The following is a 24,191-nucleotide window of genomic DNA, read 5'->3' as shown; positions in this document are numbered from 1 at the left end:
GTGCCCGGAATCCAGGTTCACCCAGCGGATCGACTCACGCCCCGGACGCCGTCGCCGGATGTCCAAGGGCCTCAGCCAGCATCGCAGCCGACTTCGCCTCACGCCGCTCGGCCGGAGTCGGGCCGACGCCCTTGGCGGCATCGCCCCTCCGCAGCATCTCCGCGATGTCCGGCCGCTGCCGCCACGCGTCCAGGTCGGACCTGCGGACGTACAACCGGTGGCTCCTCCGCGTCGCCGGAAGCCCGTGCCAGTTGATGTACTGAGCCACCATGTAAGTCGCGCGGTTGATGACGGCACCGACCTCCGCCGTCGTCAGCAAGTCGTTCGGATTCTCGTCCATCGCAAGCCCTCCCTCGTAAGCAAGCCAACACCTGGACGCATGACCATCGATGTTAACACGTCATCCCCGGTTTGTCCCGATGATCAGACCCGCAGTCCTTCATCCCTCGATTGGGAAAAAATTCCCAATCGAGGATTTGCGAAGTTCACGCAGTCTCCACCCGAATCGTCGCGAGCCTGCCGTCCTCAAACGCGATCTCCAGTTCACTGGCGTCGCGTCCTGGGTAAGCGAGCAACGGCGTGGTCGTGTCGATGACGATGCGGAGTAGCTCCAGCAGCTCGGCCGGGGTCTCCGGGGTCCGGAATCCGGCGATGACGTGAGAACGGAACGGGGTCGCTCTCGACTCGGCAAATTTGCCGAATCGAGGATTCGGCTCCTTACCCTCGCTCGCGAGCCCCGGGATACCGTTCAACGGCACCCCTGCGAGGATTGCCTTGCCGATCTTCAACGCCGCCCGCTCCAGCCTCCGCTTGTTCGCCTCACTGAGGCCGCGATCGTTACGCACGGCTGGCCCCCTTCCCTCGCCCGGCAGCGGCCGTCTTGCCGAAACCGATGACGCGGTCCAGGTCCACGACGTGGACGTCAACGCCACTTTCAAGACCGTCTGCGGGGTCGTACACCACGAGAAGGCCGCAGACCTCGGCCGCGATCGCCGCCTCCGGAATGTCGTCGTGCGAGTAGCCGTGAACCTGCATCAACGCGTAGGCCAGAAGCTGGCCGATGCAGTCGCGATTCCGCACGGCCTCCGCCTTCTCTTCCTCGGTCTCGCCCAACGGTATCATCGGAGCCGCCGTGCCCGGCCGGAACCGCTTCAGACACTCCCGGTACTCACCCGCCGCCGCACGAAGAACCAGACTCCCAGGACGCATGGCGATGGGCTTATCCACGTGCCACCCCCTTCTCCGCGTCCGCGTCGCTGATCGTCCAACGGCTCTGGTCCGTCCAGCACGGCCATGCGGCCGGATCATCGTCGTCGATGCGCTCGACGGCGATATCCTCCGGAGCCAACCCCCCGACGTCGTCGGACGGAGTCACGACCACACGCCAGCCGTCGACGTCGACGACGTGCTCATCATCGAACCGCTTCCACGCGGGACGGCCCGCAGCAATCCGGCACGCCACCCGCAACGCATCGCCAACGCCCGTGTACTGAACCGGCGAGGGGCAGCTTTCACCCTGAATCTCCTCGACCGCCTCCGTCAGGCGCCCAGCCTCGACGAACGCCTCCACGAACTGGCGAAGCGCCAGCGGCGAGAAACTGATGGCATCGGCTGCGGCCTTTCCCGAGATGGCGGTTTCACCATCTCGGGAGTCAGCTTTTGTCGAGGAGTTGAAAACAACTCCTCGACAAACCGCCGCAGAGCGAGCGGTGTCACTTTTGACACCGGCGTCGGCGTCGGCCATCGTTTTGTCAAAATTGACAAAACGGGCGGCAGCCTCAGAGCGCGCGGGGGCTTTGCCCTCGATCGAGGGATGACGTAGCATCTCCATGGGGAATCTCCTGGTGCTATCAGGGGGCTTTCCAAGGGCCGGGAGGGTGTTGGCCGCACCTTCTCGGCCCGTTGTCTTGATCAACATGGGGTTGCTCTTCTACATCCCCATGTTGCAGCGACACTATCACCAGGTACATACCGAGGTCAATACCCAGGTATGTATTTTTGACGCACCGAGAGGGTTGCCAAGTATCACCCCTGGTTGTACCGTGGAGAGACCTGGATTACACTGGCGTCCGCGTTTAGGACCACGGAGACCGCCATGAGGACAACGCTGGTGGCCAAGCGGAAAGCCAAGGCAGAGTCTATCGGGCCGGCGAGACGGCCGGTCGCCCTCACGATCAAGGGAAACCTTGAGTGGCGTGGGTGGGTCGACCGAGGGGCTGTGTTCTGCCGAACGGACACCTCGAAGCTTGTTGACGCCGCCCTTGTTGAGTATCTGAGGTCGCGAGGGTTTGCCGAGGAACCGCCGCCGCGATAGCCGCCGCTACCTTTTGGCATTTTTGCCAAAAGGTCGTCTGAAGCCGACGACGGGACGTGAGGAGGCATAGGTGATGCGTACTGAGGATCTTTACGAGGCGATCCACGCCAGTCCGTTTCAGCCGTTCAGCGTCATTCTCCCTAGCGGGGAGTGGATCCATCTGCACCATCCCGAGTTCGCTGCCCTGCCCAAGGGCAAGCGTTCGGTGACGATCTATCCCCGCGAAAGGGGCGGCGTGCGTGTCCTGGACGTCGCGATGCTGGCTGGCATCGAATACGACGAGCCCGCCGCCGCCGGCCAGGTCCGCGAGCAATCGGCGGAGGACTGAGCCATGACCGCCGAGACGATCCGATCCGCCTTGAAGATGGACCCATTCCGGCCGTTCGCGATCAACACGATGGACGGCAGGTCGACCCGCGTCGACCGCCCGGAGATGTTGACCTGTCCCGGCGTCGACGTCGTGCGAGTGGATCTAGGCGATGGGCATACTCAGACGATCGCCCTCGACTCGATCGTATCGCTGTCGTTCCGGGCTCCTCGACGTTGAGTCTTCTCCCCCGCTGAACTGGCGCGCGCCTCTGGCGTCATCCGCGATAGCCCCTGCCACCTTCGGTGTCCGCAGCGAGATGCAGTGAGTCCCGAATCACATCCCCACGTCTTCACACGGCCCCCCTGATTGGAGGAACCCGGAATGTCGACAGGATCACCCTCGCCTTTGAAACCCGACGACCAGACTAGCGGTGAACTCCTCTCGAAGATGTCGGCGGAATCACCATCCATCGACCCGAGCGTCGCGGTCGCACTTAGCGCCGTTGTCGTACAACTGATCGACGCAGGCATCAGCGCCATCAATACTTACATCAGCGCCGAGAAAACCGCCTTCAGGTCGCTCGTGATCACGATAACGAACCATCTCGACAAGGTCGTTTACATTAATTCATGTGAACTCAACAATGTTTTTGCAACGAAGATACCGCCGTTGATCCATCCCGGGGATGCCGATACCGTCGTGGTGATGTGGGAAGACACGAAGAAAGGGAGCATCGTTACACTGAATTTCGCCACCCCGAAGCCAGACATGCTAATGGCGGTGTTCAAAGTCACCTATACGCTCGTAGACACGTCAGAGGGGTGGAAAACCCAGATCGCGGGAGGCAGCCACAAAGTCCAAGATCGGCGTCCGGGAGCCCTCAACATGGAAGACGTCGCCTATCTCTCTGACAAATCGCTTTACGTTCTGACTACTGGCATTACGCATAAAGAAGGCATCATGCATATTGTGATCCGATGACTACGGCTGGGCTTGCGCTCTCCGTAGATTGCGACGATCGCCGACGCCAAGAAGACCAACCCATCGTCTAGCGAGAAGACAGGGGGGGCCCATAGAACGGGCCCCCTTCGCAGCCAAGGATATGGCGAATCAACGCACCCTCTCACCCCATCCGCTGCATCGCGGCGACGGCCTTGGCTTCATCGACCTCGGCGTAGATTTCCGTGATCGCTGGCGAACTGTGGCCGAGGATCACTTGCGCGACGTCGATGCCTAGCTCGCGGCGGATCTTCGTCGCGGCGCTGTGACGAAGCTGGTTCGGCGACCACATGCCCACGAGCTTCGCCTTGTCTCCATCCTTCTCGCGACGCAAGGCGTTCTCCGTGTCGACGGCTCGACGGATCGCCAGTCGATAGACCTCAGTCATGTAATAGCCGCCCAGAGCCACCATGCGGCCAGCGGACGAACGATCGACCTGGGAAGGTTGAACCCGTCCGCCTCTCGCCTCCGCCATCATCGCGAGGCGTTCGAGTTCTGCATGCCGAGGACTGAACAGGTACGCGTAGCCGTTGGATCTCAGCCACGGCCGTAACACCGCCTGCGCCTTCGGCCCGATGTAGATCGTCCGACGCTTACCGTGATGCTCGGTCTTGTGATGCTCCGGCGTATACGTCCACACGGCTCCCGTGGCGTCGACGTCACACGTCCGCATGATGCAGACTTCGCCGGGCCTGGCACCTGTGAGCCGCTGAAGATCGATCATCGCCCGTACCTGGCGACTGACATGAGGCAGCACGGCGTCGACGTCGACGTCAGCCACAGGCCGCACGGGGTCGCCCTCTCGCGTCCCGGGCTCACCTCGCCTGAGCCCTTCCAGCGACCGCAACGCCTCCCAGGTCGACGATGGCACCAACTGTCGAGAGACGCCCCAGCGGAACATCCTGACGATCGCTCGAACCCGGCGGTTAACCTGACTCCGCACGTGGCCGTTGGCGCGGATCCGTTCGCGCACGACCTCCAACGCCAGCGGCCCGAACTCGGCCGCTGGCGTGTCGCCGTAAAGATCGAACAGCGGCCGGAGCGCCGATTTGATGAGCTCCGGCTCGTTCGACTCGTAACGGCCGCTGATGTGTTCGAGGTATCGCCGCATCAGCGAGAAGATTGGGAGAACGTCGCCATCCGGCAGACGCCGGCCGTTGGCCAGCCATTCGGAGACGAGCCGGTCGTAAGCTCGCTTGCTCTCCGGCGTGCCGTGTTTCCCGAGGTAGTGGTCTCGCCGATCGATGGTCACGATGGCCTGACCAGAGGCCCGATGCAAGCGATAGGATGGGGGCTTTGCGGACATGGCGTATCTCCGGAATTCGGTAGTCTACCGCATTCCATCATTGTACACGCCTGACCACCATTCACGCAAGTCCAATTGCTTCAATCTGTTACCAGTCGGGACGGTCGGATTTGAACCGACGCTCTCCTGCTCCCAAGGCAGGCGGATTCCCAGGCTTTCCCACGTCCCGTTACGATCATTCATCCGACAGCACGACCGGCAGGATTCGAACCCGCGAGACGGCGGTTTTGGAGACCGCCCGCGCCCCCAGTCGCTCCGGTCGTATGGCGCAAACCCCGACTCCGAGCAGCCCGTGAGGGAGTCGAACCCTCCTCGCCGCCTTGAAAGGGCGGCGTCCTGCCGATAGACGAACGGGCCAAGCGTGCGCGGTCCTTCGACGCCCACCCTTCGCGAGGGCGCCTTCGTATCGATGGGTCGGGTGGCGCTCGAATCCACGTCTCCGCGGCTTCAACGCGGCGCTACACTGTCTCAGCTACCGACCCGTGGGAAGCATGAAATGCAAGAGGCCCGGCGTCTGCGACGGCCGGGCCTCGATCGGCTCCAGAGTTGGAGGGTCGATCGATGCTCAGCGTCGCGAGAGGGGCAGGCCGAGGCGCGGGCTCGCCCATTTCGCGTTCGCGACGGGCGACCGGCGTAGGCCCTGGCCGAAATTCCTCGTTTGTTGCGAACGCTGCGAGTCCATGACTCGGCTCCGTTGGGGACGATCTCGTCGTGCCGCCCAGGCTGCCCGCCCGGCTCTCGGCCCGTCGCTCTCGTCCGCGAACACCCAGGAAGACGCATGACCTCCGGAGGATGTTCGCGCAAAACGAGAGAAACCTCCGAGAGCGACTGCGGGGGCGTTCGCCACGCCCTATGATTAGAATATCCTGGCGGACGACGCCCGTTCGGTCGACAGAACCCGCGAGGGATGATGATGCGCAAGTGGTGGTACGCGGCGGTGGGATGGACGATTCTGATCGCGGCGCTCTGCTGGACGCCTCGCGGCGTCGTCAACAAGGTGGGGGACGAAACCCGGCTTTTCGAGATCCCGAACTTCGACAAGCTGGTCCACGCCGGTCTGTTCGTGGTGTTCGCCTTCCTCTGGCTGAAGGCCGCACCATCGCCCAAGCGATTCCTGCCGATCATCCTCGGCGGGCTCGCGCTGACTGTCGTTACGGAACTGGGCCAGCTCACGGCGTTCGTCAATCGAGACGCCCGGCTGGACGACGGCCTCTTCGATATGCTGGGCGTCTTTCTCGGCGGCTGGATCTACAAGCAGTGGGTTCGAATCGAAGAACGGCGGTCGCCGCAGGTCGCGACCACCGCCGTCAGCGAAGTCTGAGGCCGAAGAACGGCGTCGGTCAGTTCTGGACCGCCACGCCCGTCGGCGCGACCTGCGCGCCGGCCACCGCCGGCTCGACGACGGGCCGAGTGTTGGCCGCCACCGCCGCCTCATGGCAGAGTCGCGAGATCGGGGCCGGGTAAAGCCCGAAAAGCAGCGACAGCACGGCGCAGGCACCGGTCGCCACGGCGACGGGCCAGCCCCCCCCCAGCGAGAGCGGCTCGCGAGATTCCCCGAAGAACATCAGGACGACGATCCTCAGGTAGTAGTAGGCTCCGACCGCCGCGTTAAGCATGCCGATGACCGCCAGGGCCTGCATCGGCCGGGCGTCGTCGCCGGTGCTGGCGGAAAGTGCCGCGGCGAAGATCTGGAACTTGCCCCAGAACCCGGCGAAGAACGGGAACCCGAGGAGGCTGAGAAGGCAGATCGTCATCCCAAGGGCGACCACGGGACGGGTCCATCCCAGACCGGACAGTTCGTCGATCGTCGTGATCGGCCGGCCGTCGGCCTTTCGCAGTGCCAGGATCACGCCGAAGGCCCCCAACGTCATCAACGCGTAGGCCGCCAGGTAGAAGAGAATGCCCTCGACGCCGTTGTACATGGCGGACGCACGCGCCCCGCCGGCGAAGGCCGCCGTGATCCCCACCATCAGGTAGCCGGCGTGGGCGATCGAGGAGTAGGCCAGCAGTCGCTTGAGGTCGGTCTGGAGCAAGGCGACGGCGTTCCCCAGGGTCATCGTGGCGGCGGCGATGATCCAGCAGAGCAAGACGGTCTTGTGAACCAACTCGTCTTCCATCCCCTTGAAGGCGAGGACCGAAGTCAAAGCCCGGATCATCGCCAGAAAGCCGACCGCCTTGGGGATCCACGACAGCAAAGCCGCGATCACGATAGGCGAGCCCTGGTACACGTCTGGGGCGTAGAAGTGAAGCGGGACGGCCGCGACCCGGAAGCTCAGGCCGGCGATCATGAACACCACGGCGACCAGGCCGACCCACAGGTGAGGGACGTACGGCAGGTCGGTCAGCACGGCGAGGGCCTTCAGGTTCGTCGTACCGGTCAGCCCGTAGAGAAAGGTCATCCCGTAGAGCAGTAGTCCCGAGGCGAAGATGCTCAGGAAGAAGTACTTCGTCGCCGCTTCCTGGGTCGACGCCGTCCGCCGCGAGAGGTAGAGCAGCAGGTAAGTCGGGATGCTGACCAGTTCGAGGCCGACGAACAGCAGAATCAGGTCGTTCGAGACCCCGACGAGCATCGCGCCGGCCTGGATCATCAGGAGCGACCCGAAGAATTCGGCCGAGCGGTCCTCAGGGGGTTCGCGGTGAGCCAGGCCGAGCAGCACGAAGCCGGTGAGAATGACGAACAGGCGAACGTAAAACGACATGGCGTCGTTCACGACCGAGCCGACGAACGGGTCGGGATGGACGTCGCTGGAGGCGAACAGGGCGAGCAGGCTGACAACCAGCCCGGCCGCGGCCGCGCCGCACCAGCCGTTCCGCGAGACGCGGACGAAGGGTGCGGCCGTCATCATCGCCATGGCCACGAGCAGCAGAAGGATCTCGGGCGACAGGACCTGGAGCGTCTGCTTGACCGTCTCGTAGGCGAGTTCGGGGGTCATCTCCGGCTTTCCGTGTTAGCGTGTGCGTCGGGCGTTCGTGTCTTGCCGCGTCGGTACGAAGTTTGGAGTCAGCGGGCCTCGGACGCCGTCATGGAGACGGCCTCGCCGCGAGTGGCGACTGGGGGAGCCGCGGCGACCTTCGCCGCCGTGAGCGCCTCGGAACGCCCGATCCGATCCACGACCTCGACCGCCGGACGAATCCGGGAGAAGAAGGGCTCGGGGAAGAGGCCGATGTAGAGGATCAGGGCCATGAGCGGGGCCAGTCCGGCGATCTCGTACCAGGCGATCGGCGGGACCTCGGCGTGGCCGTGGCCGTGATCGTCGTGACCGCCGGGCTCGACGAGCGGTCCGAAGATGACCCGACGGATCATCAGGAGCAGGTAGAAGGCGCCCAGAACCATGCCGGTCGTCGCCAGGGCGGCCGTCTTCCAACTCACCGCGAACATCCCCGAGAGAATCGGGAACTCGCCGACGAATCCATTCAGCCCCGGCAGCGCCGCAGCGCCCATCGAGGAGAAGATGAAGAAGAAGGCCAGCAGCGGGAACTTCTCCCACATCCCGCCCAACTGGCCCATCTCTCGGGTGTGATAGCGGTCGTAGAGGATGCCCACGCAGGCGAACAGGGCACCGGTCGTCAGGCCGTGGTTGACCATCTGGATGACCGACCCGTTCAGGCCGGTGTCGTTCATCGCCAGCATGCCCAGCACGATGAAGCCCATGTGGCTGACCGAGCTATAGGCCACCAACCGCTTCATGTCGCTCTGGGCCAGGGCGGCGAGGGCCCCGTAGATGATCCCCGCCACGCAGAGCGTCGCCAGCAGCGGGAAGAGGGCCTGCGCCCCGAGGGGAGTCATGGCCATGTTGAATCGCAGGAGGCCGTAGCTGCCGACCTTCAGCAGCACGCCGGCCAGGACGATCGAGCCCGCCGTCGGCGCCTCGACGTGGGCCAGCGGGAGCCACGTGTGGAACGGGAAGAGCGGCACCTTGATTGCGAACCCGGCCAGCAGCAGCAGGAAGATGGCGACCTGCGGGCTCGCCCAGGAGTCCGTCTTGTACCATTCGTCCCACTGAAGAGCGGCCAGCCCCTGGGTCAGCTCGGGGATCGAGAAGGTGAGCCGATGCTCCGGCGTGTACTGCATGTGGACGACGACCAGGGCGATGACCCCCAGCAGGGTCAGCAGGCTGCCGGCCAGCGTGTACAGGAAGAAGTAGACCGAGGCCCGGTGCCGATCCGGTCCGCCCCAGAGCCCGATGATGAAGAACAACGGGATCAGGGTGAACTCGAAGAAGATGTAGAAGAGGACCACGTCCAGCGAGGCGAAGAGCCCCAGCAGGCCCGTTTCCAGCGACAGCAGGAAGGCGTAGTACAACGGGGACCGATCCTTGATCGACTCCCACGAAGCGAAGACGCCGGTGATCATCAGCAGGCCGGTCAGCACGAACAGCCAGATCGAGATCCCGTCCAGGCCCAGGGCGAACCGGACGTCGGGTCGACCGATCCACGACCAGCCGTAAGGGCCGGCGTCGGGACCGGCGGCGAACTGCGGCGTCGTCACCGACGACTCGAAGCCCGCAAGGAGCGCCAAACAGGCCGCGAAGGTCGCGACGGTGAAGCCGAGCGCGATCTTGCGGGCCGCCCCCTGGTCAAGCCCGGGCGTCAGCACCAGCGCCAGCGCGCCGAGCAGAGGGAGGAACACGGTGACCGCCAACAGTATCGCCATCGAAACCATCCTCAGAAAGCCTTCGCCGCTTGTTCGTCGCCTTCGCGTGCAGTCCGTGGATCTCAGGTGAAGAGCAGCACCCAGAGCAGCAGAACGATGCTCAGCGCCGAGGCTGCTGCGTAGAACTGGATCAGGCCGTTCTGATACTTCGAGAGGACCTCGCGGGCCGCCGTTCGCGGCAGCTTGGCCACTCCCTGGACGATCCCGTCGACCAGCTTGACGTCCAGCATCCGCGAGATCGCCGCCAGAGCCGTCACCGCCTTGAGCACGGTCGCCTGGTAGATCTCGTCGATGTAGAACTTGCCGAGCGACGCCTTGTAGAGAGGCTTGATCGTGGTCGCGATCCGAGACGGGAGCGGGCTGGGCTCGGCGTACATGCCATAAGCCATGGCAATGCCCGCCAGCGCCGCGAGCGTGCTGATGATCGCCGTTCCCCAACTGAAGGCGTGCTCGCCGCCGCCGAGCCCCTCAAAGCCGAGCGTGTGGTGCAAGTGCCCCTCGAACCAACCGGTCGGGCCGAAGGCCATGCCGACGAGGACCGCGCACCCGGCGAGGATCATCAGGGGGTAGGTCATGATCGGCGGCGACTCGACGCCGATCTCGTGACCGCCGTGACCGTGGGCCTCGCCATGGCCGTGACCATGATCGTCATGACCATGACCATGACCGTGGGCGGCGTGGGCGTCGACAAGCTCCAGGGCCTCCGGATCGTCCGGGCTGGGGAGCTTCTCGGGGCCCCAGAAGGTCATGAAGAACGCCCGGAAGGTGTAGAAGGCCGTCATGAACGCCGTGAAGATGGCGATCCAGTAAATCACCTTGTAGACCCAGCCGTATTCAAAGTGGATCTCATGGGCGGCGTGCGGGGCGGATTCCAGAGCCAGCAGGATCTCGTCCTTGCTGAAGAACCCGGCCGTCGGCACGATGCCCGCGAGAGCCAGTCCACCGACGGCGAAGGTCGCGCAGGTGATCGGAAGCCGATGCCGCAGACCGCGGAATCGTCGCATGTCGATCACGTCGCCCATCGCGTGCATCACGCTGCCGGATGCGAGGAACAGCAGGGCCTTGAAGAAGGCGTGAGTGAAGAGGTGGAACATCGCGGCGACCACCGCAAGCTTGGCCACCGAGCCGACGCCGGCCCCCAAAGCCATGAACATGTAACCGAGCTGGCTGACCGTCGAGTAGGCCATCACCCGCTTGAGGTCGTTCTGCGTCAGGGCGATCAGGGCCGCCAGCAGGGCCGTCGCACAGCCTGTGATGGAGATGAGCAGTTGCACCTCCGGGGCCAGGGCGACCAGCGGGGTTGACCGGGCGATCAGGTAGACGCCGGCCGTGACCATCGTCGCGGCGTGGATGAGGGCCGAGACGGGCGTCGGGCCTTCCATCGCGTCCGGCAGCCAGACATAGAGCGGGATCTGGGCCGACTTGGCGGTCGCCGCCCAGAAGAGGAGGAGCGGGATGCCGATCCTGGCCGCGTCCGAGAGGCCGTGCAGCGTCGACTCAGCCAGCACGTTCTGATAGCTCAGGTCATGATTCGGGACGATCGTCCAGAGCCAGAAGATCGCCAGTGCGAAGCCGACGTCGCCGACCCGGTTGATCATGAAGGCCTTCATCGCCGCCGCGGAGGCCGAGGGCTTCGCGTGCCAGAAGCCGATGAGGAGGTAGCTGCAGACGCCCACGCCTTCCCAGAAGGCATAGGTCAGCAGGTAATTGTTCGAGAGGACCAGCCCGGTCATCGAGAAGACGAACATGCCGATCAACGCGAAGAACCGCGGGTACGACGGGTCGCCGTGCATGTAGCCGGAGGCGAAGACGATCACCAGGGTCGAGACGAACGTGACCATGGAGAGCATCAGCGTCGTCAGGCCGTCGACGCGGAACTCCAGCGGCACCGAGAGGGAGCCGGCCTGGATCCACTTGGAGACCAGCACGGTCTTCTCCGCGTCGGCCGAGACCCAGGCGCCCAGCGAGACCAGGAACGCCAGGCCCACGCCCAGCGCGACCGGAATGAAGGGGTCGATCTTGAACCGACGCGCGCCGAACCCCGCGATCAAGCCGCCTAGCAGCGGCAAGAACGGGATCAGCCAGATGTTCGACACGAAGAAACCCACGACGCGGCTCCTCTTCTTCCTCTAGGTTCTCGCTTCGCCCGCTCTCAGCTGCGGCGCTCGGTCCAGGGCTTCATCGGGTGGGCCGGCTCGACGCCGGCGGGGGTCAGGTGAGGGTACGACTCGGGACCGGCGACGGGCTCCAGCGGAGCGGCCTCGGCGGCTTCCTCGGCCAGGTCGGACGGCTCCAGGCCGGGCTCGCGAACGTCCTGCCAGAGGGTCACGTCGAGCGACGACCGCCGGTTGTACAGGATCACGATCAGGGCCATGGCGATCGAGGCCTCGCAGGCCGCCACGGTCAGGATCACGATCGTGAAGATCTGGCCCGTCCAGTTGCCGTGGTAGCGGCCGAAGGCCACCAGCGACAGGGCTACGCCCTGAAGCATCATTTCGGCCGACAGGAACATCACGATCATGTTCCGCCGGGAGATGAACCCCAGCATCCCCAGCGCGAAGAGCGCCGCGCCCACCAGGAGGTAGTTGGTCAGGAGCTGGCTTGTGAACAGGTCGATCATGGCTTCGTCCGTCTGGTTCCTGGGGCTGGGGTCAGGCCTCGGTCGGAGCGTCGACCGGCCGCAGGGGCTTGGGATTGGCGATCAGGACGGCGGCGATCAGCGCGGCGAACAGAATCGCGCCGGCCATTTCGACCGTCAGCAGGTGGTCGGCGTAGAGCGCCTCGCCCAGGCCGGCGACGTTGGGCTTGGGCTTCTGGTGATCGCCGTCGAAGAAGAGCGAGGAGGTCGGCCTGAGGGCCCGCTCCAGGACCAGTTTGGTCTCAATCGGCCCCTTGCCTCGGTAATACTCGGCCAGTTCGCGACCGCGGCGGAGGCGGTCCTCAAGCGGATCGTTGGCGCCGGCGGTCGGGGGACGATGAGAACCCGGCACCACGGCCAGGCAGTACATCAGGCTCCAGAGCAGCAGGAAGGAAGTGAACACCGCCCGACCGGGCGTCTTCGCCGCGCGGTCGTAGACGGCCTTGCCTTCCATCTGGGCCAGCATGATCACGAACAGGAACGTGACGATGATCGCTCCGGCGTAAACGATGACCGTACCCGCCGCGAGGAACTGGGCGTCGATCAGCAGGAACAGGCCGGCCGTCGACACGATCACGCCCGTGAACCAGAGGGCGCTGTAGACCGGGTTGCGGCTGGTCACCGTCATCACGGCCGTCCCGATCGCTCCGGCGGCGAACAGGTAGAAGCACGCGCCGGTGATCATCATGCCGAGCGACGAGAAGTCCGCCGGCGCGGGGTTCGGCGAGACGTCTGGGGGCGTCAGGAGCAACAGGAAGCCGATCAGGCCCAGCCCGGCCAGGACGCCGCCCAGGATGTAGTTGTTCCGCGACTTGACGTCGCCGCGGCTGTGCGGCAGCAGAATGTACGTCCCGGTTGCTCCGAGGACGACTCCGATCGTCGCGAGAATCATGGAACCGTTCATGGGACTTCGTCGCCTGGTCTAGTGGTCGATCGGTCGATCAGACTGCGGGTCGGGTCAGCTGACCGGGGATTCGAGCGCCTGGGTCGGCCCCGTTCCGGCCGGCGGCGGCGTGGTGAACTTCATCGGCTCGGCGTCGCGGGTCACGTCGAAGACGGAAAGGAGCTTCGTCTTGTCGAAGATCATCTCCTCGCGAGACAGGCCGGTGAGGTCGTACAGGCCGGTCAGCTCGATGGCTTCGACGGGGCAGGCTTCCTCGCACATCCCGCAGTAGATGCAGCGGAGTTCGTCGATGACGAAGCTCTCCGGGTACTTCTCGCGGTCGGGCCAGGATTCCGGGGCCGTCGCGCCGACGATGTCGATGCAGTGCGCCGGGCAGGCCGTGGCGCAGAGCATGCAGGCGACGCACTTGGGCCGCCCTTCCTCGTCCTTGTTCAGACGGTGGACGCCTCGGTAGACCGGGCTGGGGACGTGCTGCACCTCGGGGTACTGCACGGTGATGGCCGTGTCTTTGATCAGGACGTCCAGGATGTGCTTGCCGGTCACCAGCAGGCCGGCCGCCACCTGCGGCAGGAAGAACCGGTCGGCCAGCGACAACCGGGGCGGTTCGATCTTCTTCAGCTTGGGGTCGTCGAGTCGCACGTTCAGCTCCAGTACGTCCGGACCAGTTGCACGATCGCGGCCGTCGCCACCAGGTTGATCAGGGCCAGCGGGATCATCGACTTCCAGGCCAGGTCCATCAGTTGGTCGTAGCGGAAGCGGGGGAGCGTCCAGCGGATCCACATGATGAAGATGATCGCGATCATCACCTTGATGGTGATCACCGCCACTTTGAGGATCGTCCAGTACCACGCCGTCTGCTCTGGGTAGGTCAGGTACGGGAAATCCCACCCACCGAAGAAGAGGATCACGGTGATGAAGCTAACCGTGATCACGTGGAGATATTCGCCGAGGAAGAACATACCGAACTTCATCGCCGAGTATTCGGTGTGGAACCCGCCGACGAGCTCTTGTTCGGACTCCGGCAAGTCGAAAGGCAGGCGGTTCGTTTCGGCGAACGCACTCGTGAAGAACAGAATGAATCCGAGGGGCTGGGCAAGGACGCCCCAGCAGGGGATGCCGTAGAACTTCTGGGTCTGCCAGTTGATGATCTTGCTCAGGTCGAGCGAGCCGGCGATCAGGACCATGCCCAGGATCGACAGCCCCAGGGGGATCTCATAGCTGATGAGCTGGGCGCTCGACCGCAGGCCGCCGATGAACGAGTACTTGTTGTTCGACGCCCAGCCGGCCAGGATCACGCCATAGACCGCCAGACTGCCGACGGCCAGCACGTAGAGAATGCCGATGTCGACGTTGGGGGCGAGCTGAAAGTCGATGATCTGCTCCGGCCCGGTCGGCCCGAACGGCACGACGGCGAAGCCGATCATCGCCGTCACGATGGCGATCCAGGGGGCCAGCAGGTAGAGCGGCTTGGTGACGTACTTCGGGATCACGTCTTCTTTAAGCAGCATCTTGGCGCCGTCCGCCAGAGGCTGGATGAGGGCGAACGGGACGCCGAGCGTCCGACCGCAGCGGTTCGGGCCGATCCGGTCCTGGGCCCAGGCGGCGATCTTCCGCTCGACCAGGATCAGGTAGGCCACCGTCCCCTGCGTGATTCCGACAATGACCAGGATCTTGATGAGGATCCCGATCAACACCCAGATCGTCATATCGCCTTCCTCGCCGCTTCGTCCCGAGCCGTATGGTGATCGATCACGTCCGCCCTGCTCCGCCTCTTCTCAATCAGCGCGACTTCGCAGCGCCCATCGGCGTGAACCAGGCGTCGACGAACGGCGGTTGGCCGTTCTCCGGGGCCGCCTCGCCGCCGAGTACGACGCCGTACTTGGGGACGACGCCCCCCTTCACCGCCGCGAACGCCGGGATCGCCTCGGCCACCTCGGCGAGCACCTCGCCCGACCGGACCGGGCCCGGCCGATCGAGCAGGACGCCGAACAGGTCGAGGTCCGGCAGCGAGCCGTCGCGAGGAGGCAGGGAAGCCCCCGCGTACTGGAGCCGGTTGTCGCAGTTGACGTAGGACCCGGCCTTCTCGGCGTAAGTTCCGCCGGCCAGCACGACGTCAGCCTTGTGAGCCAGGGCCGAGACCCGCGAATCCTGCACGACGATGAAGCCGACCTTCTCCCGGATCATCGCGGCCGTGGCCTCGTCGATCCAGTCCTCGGGATAGCCGCCCGTCACGTACAGGGCGCCCACCTCGCCGGCCTCGATCTTCTTGAGCAGATCGGCGTAGTCGACGACTGAGCCCTGGGAGTTCTCGACGACGGCCCGAACGCCCCGGGCGTTGGGGGCCTTCTCGGCGTGGATGGTGAACGGCCGGGGGACCAGGAACGTGGTGTCGCCCGAACGGCCCTTGGTCTTGTCGGGGGCGAACGTCCGATCCTCGCCCTTGACGGGAACGGGACCGAGAGCCAGGACCGAGCTGGTGGTCACGTCCTTGAGGTAGCGAGCCATGAGGTACGCTTCTTCGACCGTCAGGAACGGCGAGAGGACGCCGGCGACCGCCTTGCCGTCGACGACCGCGTTCCGCAGGCCCCGGACGACGCGGCGGAGAGCCTCGTCGATGGGCGTCTGAACGTGGTCGCCGCTTTTGTCGAGGACGAACATGCCGGGGATGACGTCGTCAGGAGCTGCGCCGGCCTTGTAGCCGTACCGGCTGTTGTCGCAGATCCAGTAGTCGTTAACGTGGGGATTGTTCCGGGGCTTGACCCGCCAGACCTTCCCCTTGTTCTCCTCGACGCTGATGTTGCAGCCGCCGGAGCAGCCGGTGCAGATCGAGTCGTGCTTGCTGAGGAACCAAACGCGCTGCTTGTGAAGGAAGTCCTTGTCCAGCAGGGCGCCGACCGGGCAGAGGTCGACGACGTTGCCAGCCAGCGGGTTGTCGTCGAGGGTGACGCCCGGGAAGGTGGCGATCTCGGCGTGGTTGCCGCGACGCATGACCTGAAGTTCGGCCGTCTGGGTGATCTCGCGGGTGAACCGGACGCAGCGGGTGCACATGATGCACCGGTCCTGGTTCAACTGGATCAGGTCGGAGACGTCCTTCTTGGGGTTGACGATCCGCTCCTCGACGAAGCGGTGGTTCGCCTGCCCGTGGGCGTAGCTGTAGTCCTGCAGGCCGCACTCGCCCGCCTGGTCGCAGACGGGGCAGTCGAGCGGGTGGTTGATCAGGAGGAGTTCCATGATCATCCGCTGATGCTCTTGGACCTTGTCGCTGTTCGTGACGAGGACCGTCCCGTCCTTGGCCGGCGTCTGGCAGCCGGGGACGAGCTTGGGCAGCATCTTGATCTCGCCGGTCTTCGGGTCCTTCTGGCCGACCTCGACCTCGCACATCCGGCAGTTGGCGACGACGGAGAGGGCCGGGTGCCAGCAGTAGTACGGGATTTCGACCCCGACCCGCTTCGCCATCTGGATGGCGTTGAGCTTCTCCCCTTCGGGGATCTCGTGTTCCTCGCCGTTGATGATGATGGTGGCCATCGTTCGTTCGGGTCCAGGGGGCTCGTGTGCGTTCGTAGGGAAGGCTCGCGGCAGTGGCTGCGGCCGTCGATCAGGCGGAGGGCCGCCCGGGTGAGTGGAGGGCTGCGGCCGGCGGCGGAGCCGTCGGCGCTGCGATCGCGTTCCCGATGGTCACCAGGTCGACCTTGCGGCCGGCGGCGATGTCAAGCTGCAAGGGCGTGGGGCCTGCGCCGGGGGTCTGGTGGGTCCGGATGTACTCTTCCAGCTCGCCGCGGAACTTGGCCACGGCGTTCTTGATCGGCCAGGCGGCACCATCGGCGAGGCCGCAGATCGTGGTCCCCGGGATGATTCCCAGGTTGTTCGCCAGGTGGAGCATCACGTCGAGGTCTTCGATCCGCCCGCCGCCGTTCTTGATGCGGTGGATCGTCTTGTTCATCCAGCCGGTCCCCTCACGACAGGGGGTGCACTGGCCGCAGCTCTCGTGGGCGAAGAAGCGGGCCGTGTTGACCAGATAGTCGATGATCGGCGTGTGGTCGTCGATGACCGTGACGGCCGCAGTCCCGAGTCCCAGGCAGCCCGGCTTGCGGAGGCTCTCGAAGTCGAGCGGAACGTCCAACTCGTCGGCCGACAGCAGACCCATGCTGATGCCGCCGGGGACGGCTGCCTTGGCCTTGCGGCCCTTCCAGACGCCGCCGGCGTGGTCGTCGATCAACTGGCGGGTGGTCACGCCCAGCGGCAGCTCGACGCAGACCTGCTTCTCGACGTGGCCGGAGACCGTGTACAGCTTGGGCCCGTAGCTCTTGGGCGTGCCGATCGACTTGAACCAGTTCGCCCCCCGCTCGATGATGTGCGGGACGCAGCAGAGGGTCTCAATGTTGTTGACGACCGTCGGCTTGCGGAAGGCGCCCTCGATGGCCGGGAACGGCGGCTTGATCCGAGGCCAGCCTCGCTTGCCTTCGAGGCTTTCGATCAGCCCGGTCTCCTCGCCGCAGATGTAGGCGCCCGCCCCGCGGTGCAGCCAAACGTCCAGGTTGAAGCCGGTGCCGTAGATGTTCTTGCCGAGGTGCCCCGCCGCGCGGGCCTCCTCGATCGCCTGCTCCATGATCTTGTAGGCGTTGATGTACTCGAACCGGAGGTAGACGTAGGCCGTCGACGCCCGGGTGGCGAAGCAGGAGATGAGGATCCCCTCCAGGAACATGTGCGGGTCGCGTTCCAGGAGGTAGCGGTTGTTGAACGTCGCCGGCTCGCTCTCGTCGCCGTTGACGCACATCAGGGTCTCTTTGCGGTCCTTCGGCAGGAAGGTCCACTTGAGGCCGCAGGGGAAGCCCGCGCCGCCTCGGCCCCGAAGCTCGGAGTCCTTGACGACGTTGACGACGGCGTCGGGGTCCATCGTCGTGAGCGCCTTGCGCGCCGACTGGTAGCCCCCGCGCGACTCGTAGACCTTGAGCGTACGGGCGTCGGGGACGTTCCAGTTGCGGGTCAAAACGGGTTCGAACGTGGCCACGGTCGTCGGTTCTCCAGGGTCTTCGGCGGTCGGACGGTCGTTTGCGGGCGGCGCCGGCCGCGTCAGATATGCGGGGCCTCGTCCTTGCGGCCCTTCTTCAACTCGTCGAGCATGGCGTCGACCCCCGCCTCGTCGAGCGGTCCGTAGACCCGGCCGTCGTCGGCCAGGGCGGCGGGGGCGTGGTCGCAAATCCCCAGGCACTCGGCGAACTCGACGGTGATCTTGCCGTCGGGCGTCGTCTCGCCGGGGTGGATCGAAAGCCGCTTGCAGGCGTGCTCCAGCAGTTCGTCGCCGCCGCGGAGCATGCACGAGATCGACCGGCAGACCCACACCCGGACGTCGCCGATGGGGGCCTGAGGGAAGAACCCGTAGAAGCTCATCGTGTCGTGGACTTCCGCCGGCGAGATCTCCAGTAGTTCGGCGATCTCGGCCATGGCCTGGATCGGCACGCAACGGAGGTGCTCATGAACCATGTGCAGCGCCGGCAGGGTCACGGCCCGCTTGCTCGGGTACCGCGGGAAGAGGGCGCAAATCTTCTCCTTCAGCGGCTCCGTGAGGATCGCGATCTTCTGCGGCGGGCGGGACGGGGCTTCGGCTGGCATCGGTCGGGTGTCCCTCGCGGTCAACGGTCGAGCTCGGCGGCGATGATGCTCAGGCTACCGAGCACAGCCACGATATCGGCGAGCATGTGGTTCTTGATGATGTGCGGGAAGACCGAGAAGTGGATGAACGAGGGGGGCCGGGTGCGGACCCGCCAGCCGAACTCGGTCCCGTCGGCCACCAGGTAATAACCCAGCTCGCCGTTGGGGCCCTCGACGGCCGCATACACCTCGTCCACGGGCGACTCGAACCCGCGGTTGGGCATGACCAGCTCGAAGTGCTGGATCAGGCCTTCCATGCTGTTGTAGGTCGTCGCCTTGTCGGGGATGTTCAGCTTCTCGGCGATCGGCAGGTTCACCGGCCCGCTCGGCAGCTTGGCCATCGCCTGCTCGATGATCCGGACGCTCTGCTTCATCTCCTCCATGCGGACCATGAAGCGAGCCCAGCAGTCCCCTTCCTCGCAGTAGGGAACCTCGAAGTCGAACTCGGGGTACGCCAGGTAGGGGGCGTCTTTCCGCAGGTCGACGTGAACGCCGCTGGCCCGGGCCACGGGGCCCGTGCAGGACATCCCGATCGCGTCGGCCTTGCTGAGCTTGCCGACCCCCCGCATCCGGTCCAGGAAGATCCGGTTGCGGAAGAGGAGCTTGCTCATGTCCGAGTAGACCTTCACAAACGAGGTCAGCACTCGCTTGATCCTGTCCAGGACGCGATCGTTGAAGTCGTAGAGCACGCCGCCGACCCGCGTGTAGCCGGGATGGAAGCGATAGCCCGACATCTCCTCGTAGACGTCGTAGATCTGCTCGCGGAGGTTGAACGCGTAGAGGAACGCGGTGAACGCCCCCAGGTCGAGCGCCGCGGCCCCCGTGCAGAGGAGGTGGTCGGAGATCCGACCCAGCTCGCCGATGATGACCCGGATGTACTGACACCGGGGGGTCAGTTCGACGCCCAGCAGTTTTTCGACCGTGTGATGCCAGGCCACCTCGTTCATCGGTGGGCTGATGTAGTTCTTACGGTCGACGATCGTGACGTACTGGTTGTAGTTCAGGTGCTCGCCGAGCTTCTCGAAGCCCGAGTGCAGGTAGCCAATGTGCGGCGTCGCCTTGACGATCCGCTCGCCGTCCAGCTCCAGGATCAGGCGCAGCGTGGTGTGCGTGGCCGGATGCTGGGGGCCGAAGTTCAGGGTCCAGGTGGCCTGCTTGGCCTCGCTGTCCAGTTCGGGCTCGTCGAGCAGGTTGACCGGCATAACGTCTCTCTCGGGCCTCGCGTGAATGGGGACGGTCGTCGTTCCGGGGGCGGAAACGGATCAGGACTCTTCGCGGGTCAGCCGGGGGAAGTTGTGGCGTTCGCCGCGGCCTCGCAACGGGTAGTCCTTCCGGAGAGGGAAGGCGACGAACTCGTCGGGCATCAGGATCCGGCGGAGGTCGGGGTGCCCCTCGAACCGGATGCCGTACATGTCGAAAACCTCGCGCTCCATCCAGTCGCATCCCGGCCAGAGGCCGTAGACCGAAGGGAGGGTCGGATCGGGATCGTCCACGCCCGCCTTGACGACGACGAATCCCATCGTGTCCAGGTTGCGGAGAACGTAGTGGACCTCGAACCGAGGGCCCTTGCGGGCGCCGGGATACTTCAGGTAGTCGGCTCCGCCCAGCTCGGAAAGAAAGGCGCAGCCGCACTTTTCCTTGAGCGCGGTGAGCACTTCGATCAGCCGATCGGGGGCCACGAAGATCCGGATGTTGTCGCGGAAGCGGGTCACGCAGGGAGCGGCGTCGGCGATCGCTGCGTTGAGCTGAGTGAGGATCGCCTCACTCGCGGCGGAAGGCACGGCGGGTTCGGTCGTGGGAGCGGCGCTCATCGGGTCTCCTCGAGTCCGAGCTGCGACGGTCCGCCGGGGATGCGGTAGCCGTAGCGGTCCTCGTCCCCGCGCTCGTCGGCGATGCCGGTTCCGGGGGCGGCCTCGCGCTGAGCGAGGACGTACTTCTCACGGGCGCGAAGCTCGGGCAGCCCTTCGTTGCCGAAGGTCGTGCCCCCCTTCTGCACCTTGGCCTGAATGTCCATCACGGCCCGGAGGATCTGCTCAGGCCGCGGGGGGCAGCCGGGGATGTAAACGTCCACCGGGATGAACCGGTCGATCCCCTGCACCACCGCGTAGGTGTCGAAGATGCCGCCGGTGCTGGCGCAGGCGCCCATGCTGATGCACCACTTGGGCTCAGGCATCTGGAGCCAGATCCGCTGGAGCACGGGCATCATTTTCATCGATACCCGGCCGGCGACGATCATCAGGTCGCACTGGCGGGGGCTGAACCGCATGACCTCGGCCCCGAAGCGGGCCAGGTCGAATCGGCTGGCGCCGACGGCCATCAGCTCGATCCCGCAGCAGGCGGTCGCGAAGGGCATCGGCCAAAGGCTGTGCTTGCGGCACCAGCTCACGACCGAGTCCATCGTCGTCAGAAAGACGTTTTCGGGAACTTCAGGCTGATCGGCGGGGGTGACGACCAGTTCCGACCCCGATCGCGAGGTGTTCAACGCCATTCGAAGACCCCCTTCTTCCAGGCGTAGGCGAAAGCCGCCGCGAGGATGACCACGAAGACCATGATCTCCCAGAAGACCATTCCTCGGAAGATCGGCGGCACGCCCGCGAGGGCCGGCGTCGCGCCCGGAGGCGTCACTGCCGCAGCCACGGCCGGGTCGGCGCTCCACTGAGCGACGGCCCAGGGATAGAGGTACAGCAATTCGACGTCGAAAAGCAGGAAGGCGATCGCGACCAGGTAGAACCGGACGTCGAACCGCTGGCGGGCGTCGCCGATGGGGTCCATGCCCGACTCGTAGGGCATCTGCTTGATCGTCGTCTTCTTGGACGGTCCCAGCAACGCACTCAGGGCGAGCATGCTCACCCCGGTGAAGACGGCGATCGCCAGGAACAGGAAGATCGGCGTGAAATTGGTGGTCATCGTCTCAGGACGGTCCCTACGCGAGAGTCGGAGCGGACGACCTTGTGAAGGGTTTCACAAAGTCCCGCCCGAAAAAAGACGCGATTCATTCGCGGGGCGACTTCGCCGGGAGGCACGTCGCCGACTGGTTCGCCGTCGGGCAAGGTCGAACGGAGTGGACAAGGGTTCGACCGGGGTCGCCTGCGGCGATCCGCATTATGAACGCGTCTCAAGAACGGCCCAATTGTAAGGCCAGAATCTTCACCGTCAACGGGCTAGAGATTTCCGAGGCCGTGCGCGACCTCACGGAAGCGGCGGCGGCGGCGGGGCGGACGAGCCTCCCGAGCGGGTGGCGCGTTCGAGAACCTCCGACGGAGTCGCGCCGATCGGCTCGTCGCCGGGGGCGATCGGCTTGGGGCGTCGCGCGCCAGGGCGAGAGGAGAAGGATCCGCGTCCCACGGAGTCCGGAGGAGGCGGAGCGAGGTCCTCTCGCGCACCGGCGCTCGGCCCTCGCTGGACGGAATCCGGAGGCGGCGGGGCGTGATCGGCGTCGCGGTCGGCGGCTCGGCGGGCGGCGCCGGTCCCGCCCAGCGAGGGAGTGGTGTCCGACGACCGCCGTCGTGCGTTCCTGGAGTTGGGGCTGGCGGCAAGGTCTCGCGACGTTTCGCTCTGGGCCTTGTTGTACTCGCGGAGCAGTTGCGCCCTCTTGCGAGGGTCCTTCTCGCGGAGGTAGCGGAAATAGAGGTCGGCCGCCTGGGCTCGCTGAGTCTCGTAGTCGGAGTTCTTGTCGGTCTTGGCGTTGGGTCGGTAGATCCGACCGTACTCCGTGTCGTAGCGGCGGTTGACCTGGTCATGGCGGTTGCCGACGCCGATGCCGTTCAACTCGTTCACGACGCTGCGGAACTGATTGGCGTTGCGGATCCCGGCGCGATTGATCGAGGGATTGCCGACGCCGTCCAGAGCGCCCGGGGCGACGCCGAAGACGTAGGGATCGTACTGAGAGTTGTACGGGCGGAACGGATCCGGGCCGTAGCCCTGAGCGTGGGCCTCGCCGACGAGAACCGAGGCTGCCAGGAATGCGAGGATCGGCCGGACGCTAGGGCGTCGGGCGACGCGGTCGCGCGAGCAGGACGGGATCATGACGGGCCTCTCCACCGATCGGAACGCCGGGGACGGGCAGACGACGTCGACGCGACGTCAAATCGTATTGTACGCCCCGGAGCCCCCCCGCGAGAAGGCCCCGCACGCGCGCCGAGTCGGCCCGACCCGTCGTGGATCATCGGCGCGCGGCGTGCCAGCGCGTGAGCGCATGAACTCCCCGCGACCCTCGCAACGGCAGGTTCAGCCGGTCGCGGCGACTCAGACGATCAGCACGAGGTTGTCACGGTGAACGATCTCGTCGTAGTTCGACGGACCGAGCAAGGTCCGCGCTTCGAGCGTGTGCCGCCCCCGGACGACGCGGGCGTCCTCGGCGCCGTAATTGGACAGGCCGCGGGCGAACTCGCGGCCCTCGGGGTCGACGACGGAGACGACGTCCCCCTTCTCGAAGTCCCCTTCGACCTCGACGACGCCGATGGCCAGCAGGCTCTTCGACCCGGTCTCCAGCGCCTTGCGAGCGCCGGCGTCCACCACCAGCCGGCCGCGAGGGCGGGCCGTCAGTCCGATCCATCGCTTGCGGGCGCGGTGGTTGTTGCCGTGAGCGAGGAAGAGCGTCCCCACCTCCTCGCCGGCGAGGATCCGCGTCAACGGATCGGGCCGCGTCCCGGAGGCGATCACGACCGAGCCCCCGGCCTGCGTGACCAGCCGCGCGGAGGCCAGCTTGCTCTGCATGCCGCCGGTTCCCAGCGCGCTCTTGCCGCCGCAAGCCAGTGAGAGCACCTCGTCGTCGATCTTCTGAACGCACGAGACGACCTCCGCCGGTCCGGGCTTGGCCGGATCGGTCAGGTAAAGGCCGTCGACCACGCTCAGGATCACCAGGAGCTGCGCCTGGAGGAGGTTGGCCACCATCGCGGCGAGCCGGTCGTTGTCGCCGAACTTGATCTCGTCGACGCTGATCGTGTCGTTCTCGTTGATGATCGGGACCGCGCCCCACTCGAAGAGAGCGTGGAGCGTGTTCCGCATGTTCAGATAGCGGCCCCGGCCGTCAAAGTCCTCATGCGTCAGGAGAAGCTGAGCGGCGTTACGCCCTCGCTTGCGCATACCTTCATCATAACATCGCATCAAGTGCGACTGGCCGATGGCGGCGGCGGCCTGAAGCTGACGGAGGTTGTCCGGCCTCCCCTTGAGCCCGAGGCGGCCGATCCCCGCGCCGACGGCTCCCGAGCTGACCAGGGCGACCTTCCGGCCGGAGTCCATCACTCGGCAGAGTTGTTCGGCCAGGTGGTCGATGCGGTCCATGTCGAGCCGGCCGTCGCGGCCGGCCAGGACGCTGGTCCCCACCTTGACGACCCAGGTCTGCGACGAAACGACCACCTCGTCGCGGACGAGGTCGCGGGTCGCGACGTGCGGGCGCGAAGGATCCCCGACGATGC

26 protein-coding genes and 4 tRNA genes are annotated in these 24,191 nt (G+C 65.6%); 5 read left to right on the top strand and 25 right to left on the bottom strand.

Features of this window, described 5'->3' with window-relative positions; translation table 11 throughout:
- Window positions 1-34: 34 nt before the first annotated feature.
- The 4 genes from G5C50_RS27625 to G5C50_RS27610 all read right to left on the bottom strand — a co-directional run bounded on the left by G5C50_RS27625 (window position 35) and on the right by G5C50_RS27610 (window position 1,831).
- Window positions 35-340, bottom strand: coding sequence for a helix-turn-helix domain-containing protein (locus G5C50_RS27625; RefSeq protein ID WP_165074257.1), 306 nt, complete (start codon window positions 338-340; stop codon window positions 35-37).
- Between the two features lie 145 nt (window positions 341-485).
- Complete coding sequence (locus tag G5C50_RS27620; protein ID WP_165074255.1) at window positions 486-845, bottom strand: hypothetical protein; 360 nt, start codon at window positions 843-845, stop codon at window positions 486-488.
- On the bottom strand, window positions 838-1,227 hold the full coding sequence (locus tag G5C50_RS27615; RefSeq protein ID WP_165074253.1) for a hypothetical protein: 390 nt from the start codon (window positions 1,225-1,227) through the stop codon (window positions 838-840). Before G5C50_RS27615 ends, G5C50_RS27620 begins: the two co-directional genes overlap by 8 nt.
- Entirely contained in the window at window positions 1,220-1,831 is a 612-nt protein-coding gene (locus tag G5C50_RS27610; protein ID WP_165074251.1) for a hypothetical protein, read from the bottom strand. Before G5C50_RS27610 ends, G5C50_RS27615 begins: the two co-directional genes overlap by 8 nt.
- 264 nt (window positions 1,832-2,095) lie before the next feature.
- Between G5C50_RS27610 and G5C50_RS27605 the strand changes: the two genes are divergently transcribed.
- The 4 genes from G5C50_RS27605 to G5C50_RS27590 all read left to right on the top strand — a co-directional run bounded on the left by G5C50_RS27605 (window position 2,096) and on the right by G5C50_RS27590 (window position 3,605).
- A complete protein-coding gene (locus tag G5C50_RS27605) occupies window positions 2,096-2,314 on the top strand; it encodes a hypothetical protein (protein ID WP_165074249.1) in 219 nt (72 codons plus the stop codon).
- Window positions 2,315-2,387: 73 nt separating this feature from the next.
- Window positions 2,388-2,642 (top strand): hypothetical protein, encoded by a 255-nt coding sequence (locus tag G5C50_RS27600; RefSeq protein WP_165074247.1) that lies wholly within the window; start codon window positions 2,388-2,390, stop codon window positions 2,640-2,642.
- Between the two features lie 3 nt (window positions 2,643-2,645).
- The gene (locus G5C50_RS27595; protein WP_165074245.1) at window positions 2,646-2,861 is read left to right on the top strand and encodes a hypothetical protein; all 216 of its coding nucleotides are present in this window, start codon (window positions 2,646-2,648) and stop codon (window positions 2,859-2,861) included.
- A gap of 144 nt (window positions 2,862-3,005) precedes the next feature.
- A complete protein-coding gene (locus G5C50_RS27590; protein ID WP_165074243.1) occupies window positions 3,006-3,605 on the top strand; it encodes a hypothetical protein in 600 nt (199 codons plus the stop codon).
- Window positions 3,606-3,747: 142 nt separating this feature from the next.
- Here the strand turns inward: G5C50_RS27590 and G5C50_RS27585 are convergent, their stop codons facing one another.
- The 5 genes from G5C50_RS27585 to G5C50_RS27565 form a co-directional block, all read right to left on the bottom strand.
- Complete coding sequence (locus tag G5C50_RS27585; protein WP_165074241.1) at window positions 3,748-4,929, bottom strand: tyrosine-type recombinase/integrase; 1,182 nt, start codon at window positions 4,927-4,929, stop codon at window positions 3,748-3,750.
- 95 nt (window positions 4,930-5,024) lie between these two features.
- Window positions 5,025-5,098 (bottom strand) — tRNA-Pro (locus tag G5C50_RS27580).
- 21 nt (window positions 5,099-5,119) lie between these two features.
- Window positions 5,120-5,192 (bottom strand) — tRNA-Trp (locus tag G5C50_RS27575).
- Between the two features lie 23 nt (window positions 5,193-5,215).
- Window positions 5,216-5,286 (bottom strand) — tRNA-Glu (locus tag G5C50_RS27570).
- Window positions 5,287-5,339: 53 nt separating this feature from the next.
- A tRNA-Phe gene (locus G5C50_RS27565) sits at window positions 5,340-5,411 on the bottom strand.
- Between the two features lie 425 nt (window positions 5,412-5,836).
- Here G5C50_RS27565 and G5C50_RS27560 point away from each other — a divergent pair.
- Window positions 5,837-6,250: a VanZ family protein gene (locus G5C50_RS27560; RefSeq protein ID WP_165074239.1), complete on the top strand. Its 414-nt coding sequence runs from the start codon at window positions 5,837-5,839 to the stop codon at window positions 6,248-6,250.
- Window positions 6,251-6,269: 19 nt separating this feature from the next.
- Here G5C50_RS27560 and G5C50_RS27555 read toward each other — a convergent pair whose 3' ends face one another.
- The 16 genes from G5C50_RS27555 to proB all read right to left on the bottom strand — a co-directional run bounded on the left by G5C50_RS27555 (window position 6,270) and on the right by proB (window position 24,189).
- Window positions 6,270-7,862, bottom strand: a complete 1,593-nt coding sequence (locus G5C50_RS27555; RefSeq protein WP_165074237.1) for an NADH-quinone oxidoreductase subunit N — start codon at window positions 7,860-7,862, stop codon at window positions 6,270-6,272.
- A gap of 68 nt (window positions 7,863-7,930) precedes the next feature.
- Window positions 7,931-9,583, bottom strand: coding sequence for a complex I subunit 4 family protein (locus tag G5C50_RS27550; RefSeq protein WP_165074235.1), 1,653 nt, complete (start codon window positions 9,581-9,583; stop codon window positions 7,931-7,933).
- A gap of 62 nt (window positions 9,584-9,645) precedes the next feature.
- The gene (gene nuoL, locus G5C50_RS27545) at window positions 9,646-11,691 is read right to left on the bottom strand and encodes an NADH-quinone oxidoreductase subunit L (RefSeq protein ID WP_165074233.1); all 2,046 of its coding nucleotides are present in this window, start codon (window positions 11,689-11,691) and stop codon (window positions 9,646-9,648) included.
- A 44-nt stretch (window positions 11,692-11,735) separates the two neighbouring features.
- Complete coding sequence (gene nuoK, locus G5C50_RS27540) at window positions 11,736-12,203, bottom strand: NADH-quinone oxidoreductase subunit NuoK (protein WP_165074231.1); 468 nt, start codon at window positions 12,201-12,203, stop codon at window positions 11,736-11,738.
- Window positions 12,204-12,234: 31 nt separating this feature from the next.
- Window positions 12,235-13,125 (bottom strand): NADH-quinone oxidoreductase subunit J family protein, encoded by an 891-nt coding sequence (locus G5C50_RS27535; protein WP_165074229.1) that lies wholly within the window; start codon window positions 13,123-13,125, stop codon window positions 12,235-12,237.
- Between the two features lie 54 nt (window positions 13,126-13,179).
- Window positions 13,180-13,764 carry a NuoI/complex I 23 kDa subunit family protein gene (locus tag G5C50_RS27530; protein WP_165074227.1) on the bottom strand — a complete coding sequence of 195 codons (585 nt, stop codon included), beginning with the start codon at window positions 13,762-13,764 and terminating at the stop codon, window positions 13,180-13,182.
- Between the two features lie 2 nt (window positions 13,765-13,766).
- The gene (gene nuoH, locus G5C50_RS27525; protein ID WP_165074225.1) at window positions 13,767-14,831 is read right to left on the bottom strand and encodes an NADH-quinone oxidoreductase subunit NuoH; all 1,065 of its coding nucleotides are present in this window, start codon (window positions 14,829-14,831) and stop codon (window positions 13,767-13,769) included.
- A gap of 73 nt (window positions 14,832-14,904) precedes the next feature.
- Window positions 14,905-16,650: a molybdopterin-dependent oxidoreductase gene (locus G5C50_RS27520; RefSeq protein ID WP_165074223.1), complete on the bottom strand. Its 1,746-nt coding sequence runs from the start codon at window positions 16,648-16,650 to the stop codon at window positions 14,905-14,907.
- Window positions 16,651-16,720: 70 nt separating this feature from the next.
- Entirely contained in the window at window positions 16,721-18,133 is a 1,413-nt protein-coding gene (gene nuoF / locus G5C50_RS27515) for an NADH-quinone oxidoreductase subunit NuoF (RefSeq protein WP_165074221.1), read from the bottom strand.
- 62 nt (window positions 18,134-18,195) lie between these two features.
- Entirely contained in the window at window positions 18,196-18,735 is a 540-nt protein-coding gene (locus G5C50_RS27510; protein WP_165074219.1) for an NADH-quinone oxidoreductase subunit NuoE family protein, read from the bottom strand.
- Window positions 18,736-18,755: 20 nt separating this feature from the next.
- Window positions 18,756-19,976 carry an NADH dehydrogenase (quinone) subunit D gene (gene nuoD, locus G5C50_RS27505; RefSeq protein WP_165074217.1) on the bottom strand — a complete coding sequence of 407 codons (1,221 nt, stop codon included), beginning with the start codon at window positions 19,974-19,976 and terminating at the stop codon, window positions 18,756-18,758.
- 60 nt (window positions 19,977-20,036) lie between these two features.
- Window positions 20,037-20,585 carry an NADH-quinone oxidoreductase subunit C gene (locus G5C50_RS27500; RefSeq protein WP_165074215.1) on the bottom strand — a complete coding sequence of 183 codons (549 nt, stop codon included), beginning with the start codon at window positions 20,583-20,585 and terminating at the stop codon, window positions 20,037-20,039.
- Entirely contained in the window at window positions 20,582-21,262 is a 681-nt protein-coding gene (locus G5C50_RS27495) for an NADH-quinone oxidoreductase subunit B (RefSeq protein WP_165074213.1), read from the bottom strand. The genes G5C50_RS27500 and G5C50_RS27495 overlap by 4 nt, the downstream gene beginning before the upstream one ends.
- On the bottom strand, window positions 21,253-21,681 hold the full coding sequence (locus G5C50_RS27490) for an NADH-quinone oxidoreductase subunit A (protein ID WP_165074211.1): 429 nt from the start codon (window positions 21,679-21,681) through the stop codon (window positions 21,253-21,255). Before G5C50_RS27490 ends, G5C50_RS27495 begins: the two co-directional genes overlap by 10 nt.
- 282 nt (window positions 21,682-21,963) lie before the next feature.
- Window positions 21,964-22,800 (bottom strand): hypothetical protein, encoded by an 837-nt coding sequence (locus G5C50_RS27485; RefSeq protein WP_165074209.1) that lies wholly within the window; start codon window positions 22,798-22,800, stop codon window positions 21,964-21,966.
- Window positions 22,801-23,019: 219 nt separating this feature from the next.
- Window positions 23,020-24,189 (bottom strand): glutamate 5-kinase, encoded by a 1,170-nt coding sequence (proB, locus tag G5C50_RS27480; RefSeq protein WP_165074287.1) that lies wholly within the window; start codon window positions 24,187-24,189, stop codon window positions 23,020-23,022.
- Between the last annotated feature and the right edge of the window lie 2 nt (window positions 24,190-24,191).

Source organism: Paludisphaera rhizosphaerae (assembly GCF_011065895.1).
Classification (GTDB): domain Bacteria; phylum Planctomycetota; class Planctomycetia; order Isosphaerales; family Isosphaeraceae; genus Paludisphaera; species Paludisphaera rhizosphaerae.
This window is presented reverse-complemented; position numbering and strand designations above follow the sequence as displayed.